The following is a 15,780-nucleotide window of genomic DNA, read 5'->3' as shown; positions in this document are numbered from 1 at the left end:
ACCTGACCGGTCAGACCTTGGCCTGCTCCGGCGCGACGGCCGGGTCGGTCGCGCCCGCGCCCGCCGCGGCGGCGCGGGCCGCGGGGATGACGGCGGCGATGGCCGCGGAGATCAGGGCGAGCGCGCCGCCGACGAGGAGCGCGGTGCGGAAGCCGTCCTCGGAGGCGAAGGTGTAGCCGCCCATGGTCGTGGTCATCTGGGAGAGGATCACGCCGATGACGGCGGCGCCGATCGAGGTGCCGAGCGAACGCATCAGGGTGTTGAAGGCGTTGGCGGCGGCCGTCTCCGTCAGCGGCACCGAGCTCATGATCAGGGCGGGCATGGCGCCGTAGGCGAGGCCCACGCCGCTGCTGGTGATGATCGTGACCAGCATGACGCCCCAGGCGGAGCCGATGAGGGCGAGCGAGGCGAAGTAGCCGGCGGCCAGCACCAGGGCGCCGCAGACCAGGGTGAACTTCGGGCCGCGGGCGTTGGTGAGCTTTCCGCCGAGCGGGGAGACCAGCATCATCATCAGACCGCCGGGCGCCATCCACAGACCGGCGGCGAGCATCGACTGGCCGAGGCCGTAGCCGGTGGCCTCCGGGAACTGCAGCAGCTGCGGCATCACCAGCATGCTGGCGTACATGCCGAAGCCGATGAAGACCGAGGCGAGGTTGGTGAAGAGCACCCGGGGGCGGGCCGTGGTGCGCAGGTCGATCAGCGGGTCGGTGGTGCGGGTCTCCCACACGCCCCACCCGACGAGCGCCACGACGGCGACGGCGAACAGGCCGAGGGTGGTGCCGCTCGCCCAGCCCCAGTCGGCGCCCTTGGAGACCGCGAGCAGCAGCGCGACCAGGCCGATGCCGAGGCCGATCGCGCCGGGCAGGTCGAAGCGCTGGCCCTTGGCGCCGGCGGGGACGTCCGGGACGAGCAGGAAGATCAGGACGGCGACGACGGCGGCCAGGGCGGCGGAGCCCCAGAACAGCGCGCGCCAGTTGGCGTACTGGGCGACCGCGGAGGCCAGCGGCAGGCCGATCGCGCCGCCGATGCCCATGGAGGCGCTGACCAGCGCGATGGAACCAGAGAGCTTCTCGGCCGGTACGACGTCCCGCAGCAGGGCGATGCCCAGCGGCACCATGCCCATGCCCATGCCCTGCAGTCCGCGCCCGACGATCATCGTCACGACGTCGGAGGCGAAGGCGCACACCACCGAGCCCACGACCAGCGGAACGGAGCAGGCGAGCAGCATCCGGCGCTTGCCCACCAGGTCGCCGAGGCGGCCGACGACGGGCACGCACACGGACGCCACCAGCAGGGTGACCGTGATCACCCAGGCCGCGTTCGAGGACGAGGTGTCCAGGATCTGCGGCAGCTCGGCGATGAGGGGCGTGACCAGCGTCTGCATGATCGCCGCCGTCGTGCCGGCGAAGGCCAGCGTGGCGATCACGGCACCCGAACGGGCCGTGGGCTGGGGGGCGTCCATGAGTGGACTCCTCGGTTGTCTCTGGGGATCAGCGATGAAGGATGTGCATCGTACATGCCGTATGTATCAAGCATGTGATGTGGGAGGTGCACAGGGGTGTGCCACGATGACCCCATGGAGACGCCGACGCACGAGGTCGAGTACGAGCAGATGCTGCTCAGCCGTCACACGTTCCTGAACCAGCGGGGCGGTCGGCGCAAGGACGGCGTGATGGAGCGCAGCGCCTACATCATGCTCAGCCGGATCCGGGTCCAGGGGCCGATGTCGATCGGGGAGCTGAGCGACGCCTTCGGCCTGGACGCCTCCACCCTCAACCGGCAGACCGCGGCGGCGGTGCGCGCCGGGCTGCTCGAACGCATCCCCGATCCGGAGGGCGGGATGGCCCGCAAGTTCCGCATCACGGACGAGGGCACGCTGCTGCTGGACGAGGAGCGGGCAGGCATCGTCACCGTGCTCGGCCAGGTGATGGACGACTGGTCGGACGACGACATCGCCGCCTTCGCCGCCTATCTCAAGCGTTTCAACAACGGCATCGAGCGGATCGGCGGCCGCCCGTGGCCGCGCCCGGTCGGCGCACCGCCCCGTCCGGCGGAGTGAGTCAGCCCGCCGCGCCGGGGACCGAGCGCGCGACGCGGAAGCCGACGTCGTCGACCCGGAACGTGGGATGGCTGCGCCGGCGTACGGAGGCGCGGCAGCTCCAGTGCTCGTCGAACCAGCCGCCGCCGCGCAGCACCCGGTAGGCGCCGTAGACCTCGGGGTCGTAGAGGTCCCAGCACCACTCCCACACGTTGCCCAGCATGTCGTGCAGGCCCCAGGAGTTGGGCCGCCGGCCGCCCACCTCCTGGATCCGCTCCCCCGAGTTGGCCCGGTACCAGGCGATGTCGTCGAGCGGCCCGTAGCGCGGTCCGTCGGTGCCGGCCCGGCAGGCGTGCTCCCACTCCGCCTCGGTGGGCAGCCGGTATCCGTCGGCGGAGGCGTCCCAGTCGATGCCCCCGACGCCGTCCCCGACGTCGGACACGACGCGGTACGCGGGCGTGAACCCCTCGCTCAGGGACAGCGCGTTGCAGAAGTGGACCGCGTCCTGCCAGGAGACGCTCTCGACGGGCAGCCGCGCTCCCCCGTCGGCGTCCGCCGGTCGACCGGTCAGGTCGGTCCGGCCGGTGACGCGCGCGTACAGCTCACGGGTGACCGGGTGGGCCGCGAGCCGGTAGCCCGCCAGCTCGACCGTCCAGGTGCGCAGGCTCCGCCGGTCCGACAGGGTGACCCGTCCCGCTGGAACGGCGATCATCTCGTGCTGCGGCCCCGTGTCGTCCATGGGCAGATGATCTCACCGCCGCCGCGCACGCGGCCGCGAAGGGGACGGGAAGGGGCGCGAAGGGGACGCGAAGGGGGCGCGAAGGGGACGGGACGGGGCCGGGACGGGTTCGGCAAAGCGCCGTTCACGGGCGGACGGCCCGGGGCATGCTCGCACCCGGGGGCGTCCGACGCCTGATGGCGCCGCGCCGCGTCCCGGAAGGTGTCGGAGCGAACTCTGGAACAGGGGGGAATCCGTGGGGTGGATGACCGAGCAGTTCGGGGAGTCCCACGAGGGCGTCGCGGGCGCGGTGCTCGCCGACGGCGGTGAGCCCAAGCCGGTGTACGTGGACTTCGGCAGCGGCGCCGGCAGCGGGCTGGAGACCAGCGAGTGGTGGGCCTACGACGGCCGGTCGAGCCGTCCGCTGGCGGCCGCCTACCGCGGTGCGTGCGCCTGCGGCTGGCGCGGCGAGGCCCACCCGATCGACTGGGAGGAGCTGGCGGACGAGCATCAGTACGACCTCGACACCGGCGCCGCCCACCGCGAGTGGAGCGAGCACATCCGCGCCGTGGAACGCCGGACCGTGCCGCTGCCGGACGAGCTCACCCACCTGATGGACCGGTTGGAGGACCAGCTGACCGCGCTGACCGAGCAGGCGCCGGTGGCCGCCCTCAAGGCCGCGACCACGCTGGAACGCCTCACCGCCGACATCGCCCAGGAGGCCGCCTACGCCATCCAGGAGGACGAGCTGTCGTGGGAGACGATCGGCACGGCGCTGGGCCTGAGCCCGGCCAAGGCCCGCTCCCTGCTCACCCACTATCTCCTGCGCCCGTAGCCGCCGAGCTCCGTAGGAGACCGTTCGATACCGTTCGGGCAGACACCGACTCGATCGACTCAGGAAGGACCGCCCGCGTGATCGTCCTCTTCGGCACCAAGGGTTACCTGTACCAGCTCGCGATACTGACGCTGGTGTGCGGCCAGTGCGGCAATCCGGCCGCGCACACGCTCAGAAAGCGCGTCACGAAGTTCACCCTGTTCTTCGTGCCGTTGTTCCCGATCTCCACGAAGTACGCCACGCAGTGCACCTTCTGCGGCGCGGAGCAGAAGGTGACCAAGGAGCAGGCGGAACAGCTCCAGCTCCAGGCGCAGGCACACGCCACGGGCGGCCAGGCGCACGGCCAGCCGCAGCATCAGCCGTACCAGCCCTGACCGATCGGATCGGGCCGTCCGGTTCGCCCGGACGGCGGGCCGCGATTACCTGAGGGGTAATCGACCGGCCCAGGGGAGGCCCGGCACAGTGATCTCGCGGCCGCACCGACAGCGCGGCTTCGACCCGGATCCTGAGGAGACCTCCCATGACGACGTACGCCACCGCCGCCGAGCGCTACTTCGCCGCCTGGAACGCCGACGGCCCCGAGGCGATCGCCAAGGCCGTGTCCGACGCCTTCGCCGAGGGCGCCACCTACACCGACCCGCTGGCCGACGTCGCCGGCCACGACGGCATCGCCGCCGCGATCGCCGGCGCCCACGCCCAGTTCCCGGGCTTCGAGTTCCGGCTGAAGGGCGCGGTGGACGGCAACCACCACATCGCCCGCTTCTCCTGGGACCTGGTGTCGACGGCCGACGGTTCGTCCCCGGCCGGCGGCTCGGACGTCGTCACCCTGGCCGAGGACGGACGGATCAGCTCCGTCAGCGGCTTCCTGGACCGGGTGCCGGGCGCCTGACCTCGGCCGGGAACGGCGCGTCCGGCCTCCTCCCCCAGTGGATCCGGATGCCCTCCGCAGTGGATCCTGAGGGCATCCGGCACGAGGAGATCGATGTCCCACGGTTCGAGGGAGCGCGCCCCACGACTGCGCCGTCTGCTGCCCGGGCTCTCGGCGCTGACCGGCTACCGCCGTGCGTGGCTGCACGGCGACCTGCTCGCCGGGGTGACGGTGGCCGCGTATCTCGTGCCGCAGGTCATGGCGTACGCGGGCGTGGCCGGGCTGCCGCCGGTGGCCGGGCTGTGGGCGATCCTGCCCGCGCTCGCCCTGTACGCCCTGTTCGGCTCCTCCCGACTGCTCTCGGTGGGCCCGGAGTCCACGACCGCGCTGATGACGGCCGTGGTGGTCGGCCCGCTCGCCGTCGGCGACCCCGGCCGCTACGCCACCCTGGCCGCCGCCCTGGCCGTCACGGTGGGCCTGCTGTGCCTGGTGGCGTGGGCGCTGCGGCTGGGCTTCGTCGCGGACCTGCTCTCCCGGCCCGTCCTCATCGGCTATCTGGCGGGCGTGGCGCTCATCATGATCGTGGACCAGCTGCCCAAGCTGACCGGCGTGCCGACGACCGGTGCGGAGTTCCTCCCCCAACTGTGGTCCTTCGTAGGGAACCTGTCCGACGCCCACCTCGCGACCGTGCTGTTCTCGGCGGTCACGCTCGCCGTCCTGTTCGCGGTGGCGCGGTGGTTCCCCGCGCTGCCCGGCCCGCTGCTGGCCGTGGTGCTCGCCACCGCGACCGTCGTCGTCCTCGACCTCGACGACCGCTACGGCCTGAAGGTGATCGGCGAGATCCCCTCGGGCCTGCCGCACCCGGCCGTACCGGACCTGACGGAGGTTCCGCAGCTGGTGCTGCCCGCGCTGGGCGTGCTGCTGGTCGGCTACACCGACTTCGTCCTGACCGCGCGGGCCTTCGCCGACCGTGACGACGAGGGTCCGGGGCTCGACGCCAACCAGGAGTTCCTGGCCCTGGGCGCGGCCAACCTCGGCGCGGGCACGCTGCACGGCTTCCCGGTCAGCAGCAGCGCCAGCCGCACCGCGCTGGCCTCCTCCGCCGGTGCCCGCAGTCAGGTGTACTCGCTGATCGCCGGCGTCGTCGTCCTCGCCGTGCTGCTCTTCCTCGGCCCGCTCCTGGCCCGCACCCCCTCGGCCGTGCTGGGCGCGCTCGTCTGCTACGCCGCCGTCCGCATGATCGACCTCGCGGGCTTCCGCCGCCTGGCCTCCTTCCGCCGTCGCGAACTGCTGCTCGCCCTCGGCTGCCTGGTCGGCGTGCTGGCCCTGGACATCCTCTACGGCGTGCTGGTCGCCGTGGGCCTGTCGGTGGCCGAACTGCTGAGCCGGGTGGCCCGGCCGCACGACGCGGTCGAGGGCCTGGTACCGGGCGTCGCCGGCATGCACGACGTGGACGACTATGCGCAGGCCCGCACGATCCCGGGCCTGCTGGTGTACCGCTACGACTCCCCGCTGTTCTTCGCCAACGCGGAGAACTTCCGCCGCCGGGCGCTGGCCGCCGTGGAGGAGCAGAAGGACCCGGTGCGGTGGTTCGTCCTCAACGCCGAGGCCAATGTGGAGGTCGACATCACCGCCCTCGACGCGGTCGACGAGCTGCGCCGTGAACTCGCCCACCGCGGCATCGTGTTCGCCCTGGCGCGGGTGAAGCAGGATCTGCGCGACGACCTGGACTCCTACGGCCTCACCGAGTCCGTCGGCCCTGACCTCGTCTTCCCCACGCTGCCGACCGCCGTGACCGCGTACCGGGAGTGGCTGCGGCGGCGGTGAACCGGCCGTCGGCGCCCAAGGTCGCCCGCCGCCGCCCGCCGCCACCCGCCGCCACCCACGGTCGCCCACCGGAAATTGGCGTCAGAACCGGGACGAAAGCCGGCACGCAAGGCTGGCGCGAAAGGCCTGGACCAGCGATCCTTTGCCGACGGAAGCTGTTGAAAGCCTGAGCACAGGCCACGGCTCGACTAGCCTCGATCTGCGATCGAGGGCGAACTGCCTCACCACCAGCATCACTTCAGGAGTTCCGTGTCTGACCAGCGGCCGCCAACACCGAGTTTCGCGGCGAAAGAGGCCGCCGCGCTCCGGCAGACCGGGGCCTCGCCCCTGCGGGTCGGCGACCCGGACCGGGTAGGGCCCTTCGTCCCGGTGGCGATCCTCGGCAGCGGCGGGATGGGGCGCGTCTACCTGGCCCGGTCCGTCGACGACGGTCCCGGGCTGTTCGCGGTGAAGGTGATCCGGCCGGAGTACGCCGAGGACGTCCGCTTCCAGCGCCGGTTCGCCCGCGAGGTGGAGGTGCACGCCCAGGTCGGCCCGCCGTACGCCCCGAGGTTACGCGGCAGCGGCTGGACCGACCATCTGCTGTGGATGGCGACCGAGTACGTGCCCGGACCCGATCTGGCGGCCGCCGTCCGGGACGGCGGCACCCTGGGTGCGGACACCGTCCGGCGGCTGGTGGCGGAACTGGGGCGGGCGCTCGCCGCCCTGGCCGCCGCGGGAGTCGTGCACCGGGATCTGAAGCCGTCCAACGTGCTGCTGTCGGTCGAGGGCGCGCATGTGATCGACTTCGGGATCTCCAAGGCCGCGGACGCCAGCGCGATCACCGGCACGGGCAACCGGGTCGGCACCCCGGCCTACATGTCGCCGGAGTATCTGCGCACGGGCCACTGCGACACCGCGTCCGACGTGTTCTCGCTGGCCTGCACCCTGCTGTACGCGGCCACCGGACGGGCCCCGTTCGGCGACGGCACGGGCGTCGACGTGATGCACCGGGTGGCGTTCGAGGAGCCGAATCCGGAGGTGACCGGCGCGCTCACGGCCGCCGACCCGGAGCTGGGCGCGCTGCTGACCGCCTGTCTGGCCAAGGAGCCCGAGCGCCGCCCCACCCCGCAGGAGCTGATCGACGCGGCCGGGACGCAGTCCGGGACGCCGGCATGGCCGGAACCGCTGCACGGCGAGGTGCTGGCCCGGCAACGGGCGTACGAGACCCTGCACCGCCTCCCCGTGGAACGGGCGGCCGCCCTGCGGCCCACGGACTACCGGGACAAGGCGGCGTCGGCGTCCCCGCCCGCGCAGCCCGGCCCGGCGCCCGCGCCGGAGCCGGAGCCGTCGTCTCCCGAGACGGCCTCGACGACGGCCCGCCCCTGGCGGCGCAGAAAGCAGGTCCTGGCCGCCGTCGCGGGCACCGCCCTGTGCGCGGTCGCCGCGAGCGCCTTCGCCCTGATGCGCGAGGGCGGCCCGGCGAGGGCCGTTGCGCCGGAGACCGTCGCAACGGCGGTGGGCGCCCCGCCCGGCGATCTGCCCCAAGGCCCGGCCTCGCCCAGCGCGACCGGCGTCCCGAGCGGGGCGTCCACGGGGGGCGCGTCCGGCAAGGGCTCCGAGATCGCCGTCGCCGAGGGCGCCCCGCAGCCCGCCGGGTCCGCGCCGCTCGGCGACGAGGACCCGCAGAGCACCCCTGGTTCCGCGAGCACCCCCGCCGGTGGCGCCGGCCCCTCCACCGCCGCGTCCCCGTCCCCCGACCCCACCCCGACCGTCGCCGCGACGCCGCCCTGGATCGCCGACTGCACCTACTACGCCGGCTACGCCCGCACCGTCCCGGGAGCCACCGGCAAACGGGTGCTCCAGGCCCAGTGCATGCTGACCAAGCGGGGGTACGACGTGGGCAGCGGCGGCGTGAACGGCGAGTTCGGCCCCGAGACGGAGACGGCGGTGCGCGCCTTCCAGAGCGCCAGGGGGCTGCGGGTCAACGGCATCGTGACCCGCGCCACCTGGATCGCCCTGCGCAGCGCCGTGTGACGGCGGCTCAGCGGTCCACCTCGGGGAGGTCGGCCAGGCCGGTCTCGCGCAGGATGCGGGCGACGGTCTCCTCGAGGCTGCTGTCGGCGCCGATGACGGTCTCGGCGCCGCCGGGCAGCAGATCGAGCTCCCGGTACCAGTCGCGCAGGTCCGTCTCGTCGACCTCGCTCGCGATCGGCTTGGTCGCGTGCCGGGCGACCGTCTCCCCGAACGGCACGTGCAGGTAGTAGCCGTGGGTCGCGCCGCGGTGCTCGGCCCGCAGCCGCGCGAGCATGTCGCCGTAGCGGTCGGCGTAGAGGATGCCTTCGAGTACGACGTGATAGCCGGCGCCCAGGGCGTAGCGGGCGACGGTGTCGATGAGGCCGATGTTGGCGGCGCCGGGCCGGTCGCGCTCGCGCAGCACGACCCGGCGGAGATTGTCCTGGGCCACCAGGGCCAGACCTCGGCCGAAGCGTTCGCGCAGAGCGGCCGCGACGGACGACTTGCCCGAGGCGCTGTTGCCGCGCAGGACGACCAGCCGGGTCTCTTGGCTCCCCACCATCACGCCGGCCAGGCTACCGGCGTGCGGGAGGCGTGCCGACCGGCACGGCCTCCCGCGGCGCGGGCGCGGCTCAGGCCCAGGCCGTCGCCGGCACGAAGGAGCTGTCCTGGCGGAACAGGTCCGTGCCGTCCGACCGTTCCAGGCGGAGTTGGTAGTTGTAGTGGCGCAGGTAGTAGCCGGGGTAGTTGTACGACTCGAAGCGCACCGCGCCGCTCGCCGTGCCCGTCCGGGCGACGAAGGTCGCGTCCTTGGCGAACGTCGACGTGCCGTCGTTCGCGTCGAAGCGGCCGCGGTAGTTGTAGTGGCGCAGGTAGTTGCCGGCCGCGTCGCGGAACGAGTAGCCGTTGGCGTCGGCGAGCCCGGCCACCACGGTGAAGGTGGCCGCCTGCTTGTCGGCGGTCGCGCTGGAGCTGGTCACCACGGGGAGGTTGAGCAGCGCGGACTGCTCCTCCCAGTAGCGGGTGGTGTAGTTGACGGAGCGCAGGGAGCGGGTGGCGTTCTTGGTGATGCTCACCCCGCCGGTCACCGTCTCCTTGACGACCGTGAAGTGGCGTGCGGTGCCCGAGATGCCGGGCAGGGCGGTGGGCGCGCTCCAGGTGGCGAAGGTGTCGTAGCTGTCGCTGTAGTAGTAGTTGCCGTCGCCGTAGCCGTCGAAGAAGATCCGCCAGCCGCCGTTGTCGAGCTGGACGAGGGCCGGGCCCTCGCGGTAGCTGCCCCAGCCCGCCCAGTCGCCGGTCCTGGTGATCGTGTAGGGGCCGGTGAGGCTGGACGCGGTGGCGTACTCGATGTACTTGGCGGTCTCGTTCTTCGTGAACGCGTGGTAGGTCGAGCCGATCCTCACGATGAACGTGTCGATGTGGTTGGCGCCGATGCCGGACAGGGCGACCGGTGAACTCCAGGCGGTGAGCGCGGAGTTGGCCGCCTTGAGGACATACGGCGTGAAGATCCACTCGTCGTTCGTCGTGGAGCAGGACACGATGACGTTGACGCTGCCGTCGCTGTCGACGAACCACTCCGGCGCCCAGGCCCGGGAGAGGTTGGCGATGGGGACGGTGTAGTCGTAGAGGAACGTCCAGCCGACCCGGTCGGAGCTGCGGGCGAAGCCGATGGTGGTGCTGACGTCCTGCCAGGTGTGGGTGGTGTAGGTCAGGTAGTAGTAGCCGTCGGTGTGTTTGAAGACGCTCGCGTCGCGGATGCGGTTGCTGGGCGGGGTGTAGGCCGAGGACTGCACCAGCCGGAAGTCGGTGGCGTCGTCGGACTGGTAGACGTTCACCGTGCCGTCGTCGCTGTTGAGGAACGGGACGATGGTGTACCGGGTGGCCGATCCGCTGGGCGGGGCGGCGGCGAGGGCCGTGCCGAGCAGGCCGGGCGCCTCGCCGAGCACGAGGGCGGCGACGGGCAGGGCGGCCATCGCGCGCAGCAGGGCCCGACGGGACGGGGTGCGGGACGGGGTGCGGGGACGTGTGGTCATGGTGCGGCTCTCCCTACGGCTCAGGGTTCGAAATTCCGAACAAAGTTCGGAAAGTCGATCAGAAAGTAGGGGTGAGGCAGGAACACGTCAATCCCTTGCGCAGGAACGGAAGATGCCTGTGTGACACCTGTGGCGGACAGTCAGCCGCCTTCTCCCCGCGCGCCGTTCCGTCGCGCCCCCGCCAGACGTTACCGTTCGGTAGTCGACGTCGTCGTCCCGGAGGTGCCCCGCATGATCCCCGACCGTGCCGCCGGCCTCACGGACACCGTCCGTGCCCTGTCCGAGGGCGAGGTGTCCTCCCGCACGCTCGTCGAGCAGACCCTCGCCCGGATCGAGGCCACCCAGGGCAGCCTCAACGCGTTTCGGATCGTGCGGGCCGAGGCCGCGCTCGCCGAGGCCGAGCGGGCCGACCGGGAGCTGGCCGCGGGGGTGCGCAGGCCGCTGCTCGGGGCGCCCGTCGCCGTCAAGGACGACATGGACGTGGCGGGCGAGCCCACCGCCTTCGGCTGCCCGGGCGCGTACCCGGCGGTCGCCGAGGACGGGGAGGCGGTGCGCCGACTGCGCGCCGCCGGGGCCGTGATCGTCGGCAAGACCAACACCTGCGAGCTCGGGCAGTGGCCGTTCACCGAGGGCCCGGCCTTCGGCGCGACCCGCAATCCCTGGAGCACCGAGCACACCCCGGGCGGCTCCTCCGGCGGCTCGGCGGCCGCGGTCGCGGCGGGCCTGGTGTCGGCCGCGCTCGGCTCGGACGGGGCCGGCTCGGTCCGCATCCCGGCCGCCTGGACCCATCTGATCGGCGTCAAGCCGCAGCGCGGCCGGGTCTCCACCTGGCCGCGCGGCGAGGCCTTCCACGGCATCACGGTCAACGGCACGCTGGCCCGCACGGTCGCCGACGCGGCCCTGCTCCTCGACGCGGCGAGCGGCAACCACGCGCACGACCCGCACCGGCCGCCCGCCGTCGACGCCTCGGCCGCGGTGGGCCGCGACCCCGGGCGGCTGCGCATCGCGCTCTCGCTGAAGCCGCCGTTCAGCGCCGCGCCCGCACGGCTGCTGCCGGAGGTGCGGGCCCGGGTGGTCGACCTCGCCGAACGGCTGGCCGCCCTCGGCCACACCGTCGAGGAGGCCGACCCGCCCTACGGGCAGATCGGGCTGACCTTCCTGCCCCGGGCCACCGCCGGCATCGCCCAGTACGTCGCCGAGGCCCCCTTCCCCCACCTCCTCGACCCGCGCACCCACGGCGCGGCCCGGCTGGGCCGGCTGCTCGGCGGGCCCCCGCTGCGGGCGGCCCGGCGCGCGGAGACGGTCCTGCACCGCCGTGTCGGCGGCTTCTTCACGACGTACGACGTCGTCCTCGCGCCGACCACGGCCGCGCCCCCGCCGCGCATCGGGGCCATGGCACGGCTGAGCGGCTTCGCCACCGACCGGGCGATGATCGCCGCCTGTCCCTACGCCTGGCCGTGGAACGTGCTGGGCTGGCCCGGCGTCAACGTCCCCGCGGGCTTCACCCCCGGCGGACTGCCGGTCGGGGCGCAGCTGCTGGGTCCGGCGCACAGCGAGCCGCTGCTGCTGTCGCTGGCCGCCCAGCTGGAGGCGGAGCTGCGCTGGCACGAGATCTGGCCGCCGAAGCCGGCCACCGCGGAAAGCCAGGCGGTGCAAGGGCGTTCCGCCCCTACTCTGTGACCATGGACGATACGTCGATGGTCGGGCTCATGGGGCGGGTCACCGGAACGGTCGGGCCCGGGCTCGTCGGCGAGGTGATCGTCCGGGTGCGGGGCGGGGCCGAGCACTTCCTGGCCTACGCCGCCTCCGGTAGTGAGCGCATCGAGAGGGGGACGATGGTCACGGTGGTGGAGTACCTTCCGCCGCGGACGGTCTACGTCTCGGCGATGTACGGCAGTTGAGGCGGCGCGTGCCCGTGGTGTGCCGTATGTACCAAGCGGGCAACAGCGGTTCGGCCGCGCCTGTACACCGCTCGTGCGCGGGCTCACACTCCCGGTACGTACGGTGCCCCGAGGGCACCCTGCATTGGGGGAGTGCATGCCCATGGAAGTCGGTTTCATCGTCGGGGCGGCAGTCGGCGCCGTCCTCGTCCTGATCGGTGCGTTCAAGTTGATGTGGCGTGTCGCGGAGCCCAACGAGGCGCTCATCATCTCCGGTTCGAAGCACAAGCTGGAAGGCCTCGAGGAGGGAATGGGATTCCGGATCGTCACCGGGCGGGGCACGCTCGTGACGCCCGGCATGCAGGCCGTGCGCAAGCTCTCGCTCGACCTGAACCAGACGGAGCTGCACGTGGACTGCGTGACCCACCAGGGCATTCCGCTGAAGGTGCGGGGCGTGGTCATCTTCAAGGTGGGCGACGACTTCGTGTCGATCGCCAATGCGGCCCGCCGCTTCCTCGACCAGCAGAAGCTCATGGCGGAGCGCGTGCACACCGTGTTCGCCGGTCATCTGCGGGCCATCGTGGGCGGGTTGACGGTCGAGGACATGATCCGCGACCGGGAGAAGCTGACCGGGCAGGCCCGGGCCGCGTGCGGCACGGAGATGGAGAAGCTGGGCCTGATCGTGGACTCCCTGCAGATCCACGAGATCGAGGACCCGACCGGATACATCAAGAACCTGTCCGCCCCGCACCTGGCGGCCGTGCGGCGGGACGCGCGCATCGCGCAGGCCGAGGCCGACCGGCTGGCCACCGAGGCCGAGCAGCTGGCGTTCGGACGGATGGCGGAGGCCACCCGGGACAGCGAGATCCTCAAGGCCGGATACCAGGCCGAACAGGACAAGGCCAACGCCAAGGCCCGGCAGGCCGGGCCGCTCGCCGACGCCGCGGCCCGTCAGGAGGTCGTGGTCCAGGAGACGCGGGTCGCCGAACTCGAGGCACAGCGGCGCGAGCAGCAGCTCCAGGCCGACGTCCGCAAGCCGGCCGACGCCAAGGCGTACGAGAAGCGGACGCTGGCCGAGGCCGAGCGCGACGCCCGGATCTCGGCGGCCGAGGCCAAGGCTACGGAGACCCGCTCCGCCGGTGAGGCGGAGGCCGCCGCCACGCAGGCGAAGGGTCTCGCAAAGGCCGAGGCGAACCGGGCCCAGGGGCTCGCCGAGGCCGACGCCATCAAGGCCCGCGCCGCCGCGCTCGCCGAGAACCAGGAGGCGGTCGTCGCGCAGCAGCTCGCGGAGAAGTGGCCGGAGATCGTCCAGGCGGGCGCGTCCGCGTTCGGCAACGTCGACAACATGGTGGTGCTCAACGGCGCCGACGGTGTGGCCGACATGTTGGCCAAGGCTCTCACCATGGGCGGCACGGGGCTGGGGCTGGCCCGGCAGCTGCTCGCCTCGATGAACCAGAACGGGCAGGGCGCGAACGGGACTTCGGCCCTCAACGGGGTGGCCGCCCCGCCGTCGCAGAAGGTCCCGGTCGAGGAGAAGTGACCCGCTGACGACGCGGTCACGGGGGCAGCCCTTAAGGTGCCCCCGTGACCGCGTTTACCGATGAAGACGTCCCGGGCCGCTCCGGCCCCTCCGCCACGACCGAGGCCGACGCCCGCGAGGTCGGCCCCGTGCGCACCGAGTACTCCCCCGCGCACGACGGCGACCCCGACCCCGGCGAGATCGTCTGGACCTGGGTGCCCTACGAGGAGAACGACGGCCGCGGCAAGGACCGCCCGGTGCTCGTCGTCGCCCGTGAGGCGGGCGGCACCTTCCTCGCCGTACAGCTCTCCAGCAAGCGCCATGACGGCGACCGGGAGTGGGTGGCGATCGGCAGCGGGCCCTGGGACCGGACCGGGCGCGACTCGTGGGTGGACGTCGACCGGGTGCTGCGGCTGCACGAGGACGGCATGCGCCGGGAGGCGTGCGCGCTGGACCGGATGCGGTTCAACCTGGTGCGACACCGGCTCCACGAGCGCTACGGCTGGACCTGAGACCCCGTCAGGGCTGCTCGCAGGGGTGCGGCCCGCGAGTTGAAGGGGTCGGACGCCGGGCCTAGGCTGGAAAAGGAGCAGGAAACCGCCCCCGTAGAGGGGCAGGCGCGCACCCGGGTCCGGCGCATCCCCCCACCACTCGTCTCTGGGAGTAGTCATGCGTACGCTCCGACGACCGTCCCGGCCTGCCGTCCGACGCCTCTGGATCACCGCGGTCACGGCCGCGGTCGCCGCGACGCTCGGCGCCGCGCCCCTCGCGACGGCCGCCCCCGCCGTACCGCTCGCACCGCAGGACACGACGGCCGCCGTCACGAGGGCTCCGCAGCCCTACCTCTTCAATTTCGAGTTCAACAAGCACCTCAGGATCGCCGGAGGCAACTTCACCCTCGGCGGCCGCGTCTATCTCGCGGTCAAGTTCAACACCGGCAGGATCGCCTTCGAGCGGACGGTGTTCGCCGAGAAACGCCTCTTCATTCCGGGCGGAGGCATCTCCGTGGAGACGACCATCGCCTCGCCCTGCGCACCGGGCAACAACGGCTACGCCCAGGCGTACGACTGGAGCACCCGGACCTGGTCGCCCAGACTGCCGGTGCCGATCTGCGTGCGGTTCGACTAGGACAGGCTCTGGAGCGGGGCGAACGCCTCCTCGAAGGCGCCCCGTACCGTGCTCCCCGGCGTCCGGTCCAGCACCCCGAACACCACGTGCTCGAAGGTCCGCCCGAACCGCCCGCCGGGGCCCAGCAGCGCCTTGAACGCTTCTGCCACCTGCGCGGGGTCGTTGCGGAACACCCCGCAGCCCCACGCGCCCAGCACCAGCCGCCGGTAGCCGTGCGCGGCGGCCGTCTCCAGGACCCGCTCGGCACGCACGGCCAGGGCGCGCGGCAGCTCGGCGGCGCGCTCCGGGGCCGTACGCAGCACCACGCCCGCGTTCGGCGCGGCGGCGGTCAGGAATCCGGCGGTGTACGGCTCGTCCAGCAGGCGGCCCCGGTCGTCGCGGAAGACGGGCACGGCCGGTGAGTGGATGACCCGGTCGGTGTAGAACGGGTCGCGGTGGGCGCGGTGGTGGTCGTAGAACTCGCGCGCCCCCAGCAGGCACGTGTACAGCGCGGAGGCCCGGCACAGGGCCTCCTCCTGCGCCTGCGCGCCGTTGAGGTAACCGCCTCCCGGATTGCGCGCGGAGGAGAAGTTCAGAACGGCCACCGGCACGTCCGCGAGCCTGCGGGCGGCCTCCAGACTGCTCTCCCCCGTGACCTCGACGAACGGGTCCACGGGCGGCGACCCGGGCGGCGACGTGGGCGGCGACGTGGGCGGGGTCTCCGGCGTCTGCACCGGCCCCGGTCCCAGCATCCGCGTCCCCGCCCGGGCGGCCTCGACCGCCGCGGCGAGGGACACCTCGCGCCCGTCGGACGCGCGGTAGCCGCCCGCCGCGACGATCTCCTCCGTCCCGCGCGCGATCCCGCGCAGCCGCGCGCTCATGGCGCCACCCCCGTGGACGCCATGGCCGCGCGGCGCGCGGCGCCGCACGCCCCGCCCGTCTCCCCCGTCTCCCCCGTCG

Annotated in this window: 16 protein-coding genes; 11 read left to right on the top strand and 5 right to left on the bottom strand. The window is 72.9% G+C overall.

Annotated elements, in window-relative coordinates:
* Positions 1–10: 10 nt before the first annotated feature.
* On the bottom strand, positions 11–1,462 hold the full coding sequence (locus OG562_RS39205; protein WP_266406521.1) for an MFS transporter: 1,452 nt from the start codon (positions 1,460–1,462) through the stop codon (positions 11–13).
* Between the two features lie 114 nt (positions 1,463–1,576).
* On the opposite strand from OG562_RS39205, the gene OG562_RS39200 reads away from it, so the two are divergent.
* Positions 1,577–2,059, top strand: coding sequence for a MarR family winged helix-turn-helix transcriptional regulator (locus tag OG562_RS39200; protein ID WP_266406515.1), 483 nt, complete (start codon positions 1,577–1,579; stop codon positions 2,057–2,059).
* A 1-nt stretch (position 2,060) separates the two neighbouring features.
* Here the strand turns inward: OG562_RS39200 and OG562_RS39195 are convergent, their stop codons facing one another.
* The gene (locus OG562_RS39195) at positions 2,061–2,777 is read right to left on the bottom strand and encodes an SUMF1/EgtB/PvdO family nonheme iron enzyme (protein WP_266406511.1); all 717 of its coding nucleotides are present in this window, start codon (positions 2,775–2,777) and stop codon (positions 2,061–2,063) included.
* A 244-nt stretch (positions 2,778–3,021) separates the two neighbouring features.
* Between OG562_RS39195 and OG562_RS39190 the strand changes: the two genes are divergently transcribed.
* The 5 genes from OG562_RS39190 to OG562_RS39170 all read left to right on the top strand — a co-directional run bounded on the left by OG562_RS39190 (position 3,022) and on the right by OG562_RS39170 (position 8,302).
* On the top strand, positions 3,022–3,591 hold the full coding sequence (locus OG562_RS39190) for a hypothetical protein (RefSeq protein WP_323187608.1): 570 nt from the start codon (positions 3,022–3,024) through the stop codon (positions 3,589–3,591).
* Between the two features lie 80 nt (positions 3,592–3,671).
* A complete protein-coding gene (locus tag OG562_RS39185) occupies positions 3,672–3,965 on the top strand; it encodes a zinc-ribbon domain-containing protein (RefSeq protein WP_266409770.1) in 294 nt (97 codons plus the stop codon).
* Between the two features lie 146 nt (positions 3,966–4,111).
* Complete coding sequence (locus tag OG562_RS39180) at positions 4,112–4,480, top strand: nuclear transport factor 2 family protein (protein WP_266406504.1); 369 nt, start codon at positions 4,112–4,114, stop codon at positions 4,478–4,480.
* A gap of 93 nt (positions 4,481–4,573) precedes the next feature.
* Complete coding sequence (locus OG562_RS39175) at positions 4,574–6,286, top strand: SulP family inorganic anion transporter (RefSeq protein ID WP_266406500.1); 1,713 nt, start codon at positions 4,574–4,576, stop codon at positions 6,284–6,286.
* Between the two features lie 249 nt (positions 6,287–6,535).
* A complete protein-coding gene (locus OG562_RS39170; protein WP_266406497.1) occupies positions 6,536–8,302 on the top strand; it encodes a protein kinase in 1,767 nt (588 codons plus the stop codon).
* 7 nt (positions 8,303–8,309) lie between these two features.
* Here the strand turns inward: OG562_RS39170 and OG562_RS39165 are convergent, their stop codons facing one another.
* Together OG562_RS39165 and OG562_RS39160 are read right to left on the bottom strand one after the other, a co-directional pair.
* Positions 8,310–8,843, bottom strand: coding sequence for an AAA family ATPase (locus tag OG562_RS39165; protein ID WP_266406494.1), 534 nt, complete (start codon positions 8,841–8,843; stop codon positions 8,310–8,312).
* 70 nt (positions 8,844–8,913) lie between these two features.
* Entirely contained in the window at positions 8,914–10,314 is a 1,401-nt protein-coding gene (locus tag OG562_RS39160) for a glycoside hydrolase family 43 protein (protein WP_266406491.1), read from the bottom strand.
* Between the two features lie 231 nt (positions 10,315–10,545).
* On the opposite strand from OG562_RS39160, the gene OG562_RS39155 reads away from it, so the two are divergent.
* The 5 genes from OG562_RS39155 to OG562_RS39135 all read left to right on the top strand — a co-directional run bounded on the left by OG562_RS39155 (position 10,546) and on the right by OG562_RS39135 (position 14,841).
* A complete protein-coding gene (locus OG562_RS39155; protein WP_266406489.1) occupies positions 10,546–11,994 on the top strand; it encodes an amidase in 1,449 nt (482 codons plus the stop codon).
* A 2-nt stretch (positions 11,995–11,996) separates the two neighbouring features.
* A complete protein-coding gene (locus OG562_RS39150) occupies positions 11,997–12,215 on the top strand; it encodes a hypothetical protein (protein ID WP_266406486.1) in 219 nt (72 codons plus the stop codon).
* Between the two features lie 136 nt (positions 12,216–12,351).
* The gene (locus OG562_RS39145; RefSeq protein WP_266406482.1) at positions 12,352–13,734 is read left to right on the top strand and encodes a flotillin family protein; all 1,383 of its coding nucleotides are present in this window, start codon (positions 12,352–12,354) and stop codon (positions 13,732–13,734) included.
* Between the two features lie 44 nt (positions 13,735–13,778).
* Positions 13,779–14,225, top strand: a complete 447-nt coding sequence (locus OG562_RS39140) for a type II toxin-antitoxin system PemK/MazF family toxin (RefSeq protein WP_266406479.1) — start codon at positions 13,779–13,781, stop codon at positions 14,223–14,225.
* Between the two features lie 157 nt (positions 14,226–14,382).
* Complete coding sequence (locus OG562_RS39135; protein ID WP_266406475.1) at positions 14,383–14,841, top strand: hypothetical protein; 459 nt, start codon at positions 14,383–14,385, stop codon at positions 14,839–14,841.
* Here the strand turns inward: OG562_RS39135 and OG562_RS39130 are convergent.
* Positions 14,838–15,701 carry a TIGR02452 family protein gene (locus OG562_RS39130; RefSeq protein ID WP_266406473.1) on the bottom strand — a complete coding sequence of 288 codons (864 nt, stop codon included), beginning with the start codon at positions 15,699–15,701 and terminating at the stop codon, positions 14,838–14,840. The two genes, OG562_RS39135 and OG562_RS39130, sit on opposite strands and share 4 nt — an antisense overlap.
* Positions 15,702–15,780 lie beyond the last annotated feature (79 nt).

It is taken from the genome of Streptomyces sp. NBC_01275 (assembly GCF_026340655.1).
Taxonomy (GTDB): domain Bacteria; phylum Actinomycetota; class Actinomycetes; order Streptomycetales; family Streptomycetaceae; genus Streptomyces.
Note: the sequence above shows the minus strand (reverse complement) of the source record. Positions and strands in the feature narration are given on the sequence as shown.

Excerpts from the sequence above, each read along its gene's own strand:
- OG562_RS39205 (WP_266406521.1), bottom strand. The coding sequence starts at position 1,462 with ATGGACGCCCCCCAGCCCACGGCCCGTTCGGGTGCCGTGATCGCCACG.
- OG562_RS39200 (WP_266406515.1), top strand. The coding sequence starts at position 1,577 with ATGGAGACGCCGACGCACGAGGTCGAGTACGAGCAGATGCTGCTCAGC.
- OG562_RS39195 (WP_266406511.1), bottom strand. The coding sequence starts at position 2,777 with ATGGACGACACGGGGCCGCAGCACGAGATGATCGCCGTTCCAGCGGGA.
- OG562_RS39190 (WP_323187608.1), top strand. The coding sequence starts at position 3,022 with ATGACCGAGCAGTTCGGGGAGTCCCACGAGGGCGTCGCGGGCGCGGTG.
- OG562_RS39180 (WP_266406504.1), top strand. The coding sequence starts at position 4,112 with ATGACGACGTACGCCACCGCCGCCGAGCGCTACTTCGCCGCCTGGAAC.
- OG562_RS39175 (WP_266406500.1), top strand. The coding sequence starts at position 4,574 with ATGTCCCACGGTTCGAGGGAGCGCGCCCCACGACTGCGCCGTCTGCTG.
- OG562_RS39165 (WP_266406494.1), bottom strand. The coding sequence starts at position 8,843 with ATGGTGGGGAGCCAAGAGACCCGGCTGGTCGTCCTGCGCGGCAACAGC.
- OG562_RS39160 (WP_266406491.1), bottom strand. The coding sequence starts at position 10,314 with ATGACCACACGTCCCCGCACCCCGTCCCGCACCCCGTCCCGTCGGGCC.
- OG562_RS39155 (WP_266406489.1), top strand. The coding sequence starts at position 10,546 with ATGATCCCCGACCGTGCCGCCGGCCTCACGGACACCGTCCGTGCCCTG.
- OG562_RS39150 (WP_266406486.1), top strand. The coding sequence starts at position 11,997 with ATGGACGATACGTCGATGGTCGGGCTCATGGGGCGGGTCACCGGAACG.
- OG562_RS39145 (WP_266406482.1), top strand. The coding sequence starts at position 12,352 with ATGCCCATGGAAGTCGGTTTCATCGTCGGGGCGGCAGTCGGCGCCGTC.
- OG562_RS39135 (WP_266406475.1), top strand. The coding sequence starts at position 14,383 with ATGCGTACGCTCCGACGACCGTCCCGGCCTGCCGTCCGACGCCTCTGG.
- OG562_RS39130 (WP_266406473.1), bottom strand. The coding sequence starts at position 15,701 with ATGAGCGCGCGGCTGCGCGGGATCGCGCGCGGGACGGAGGAGATCGTC.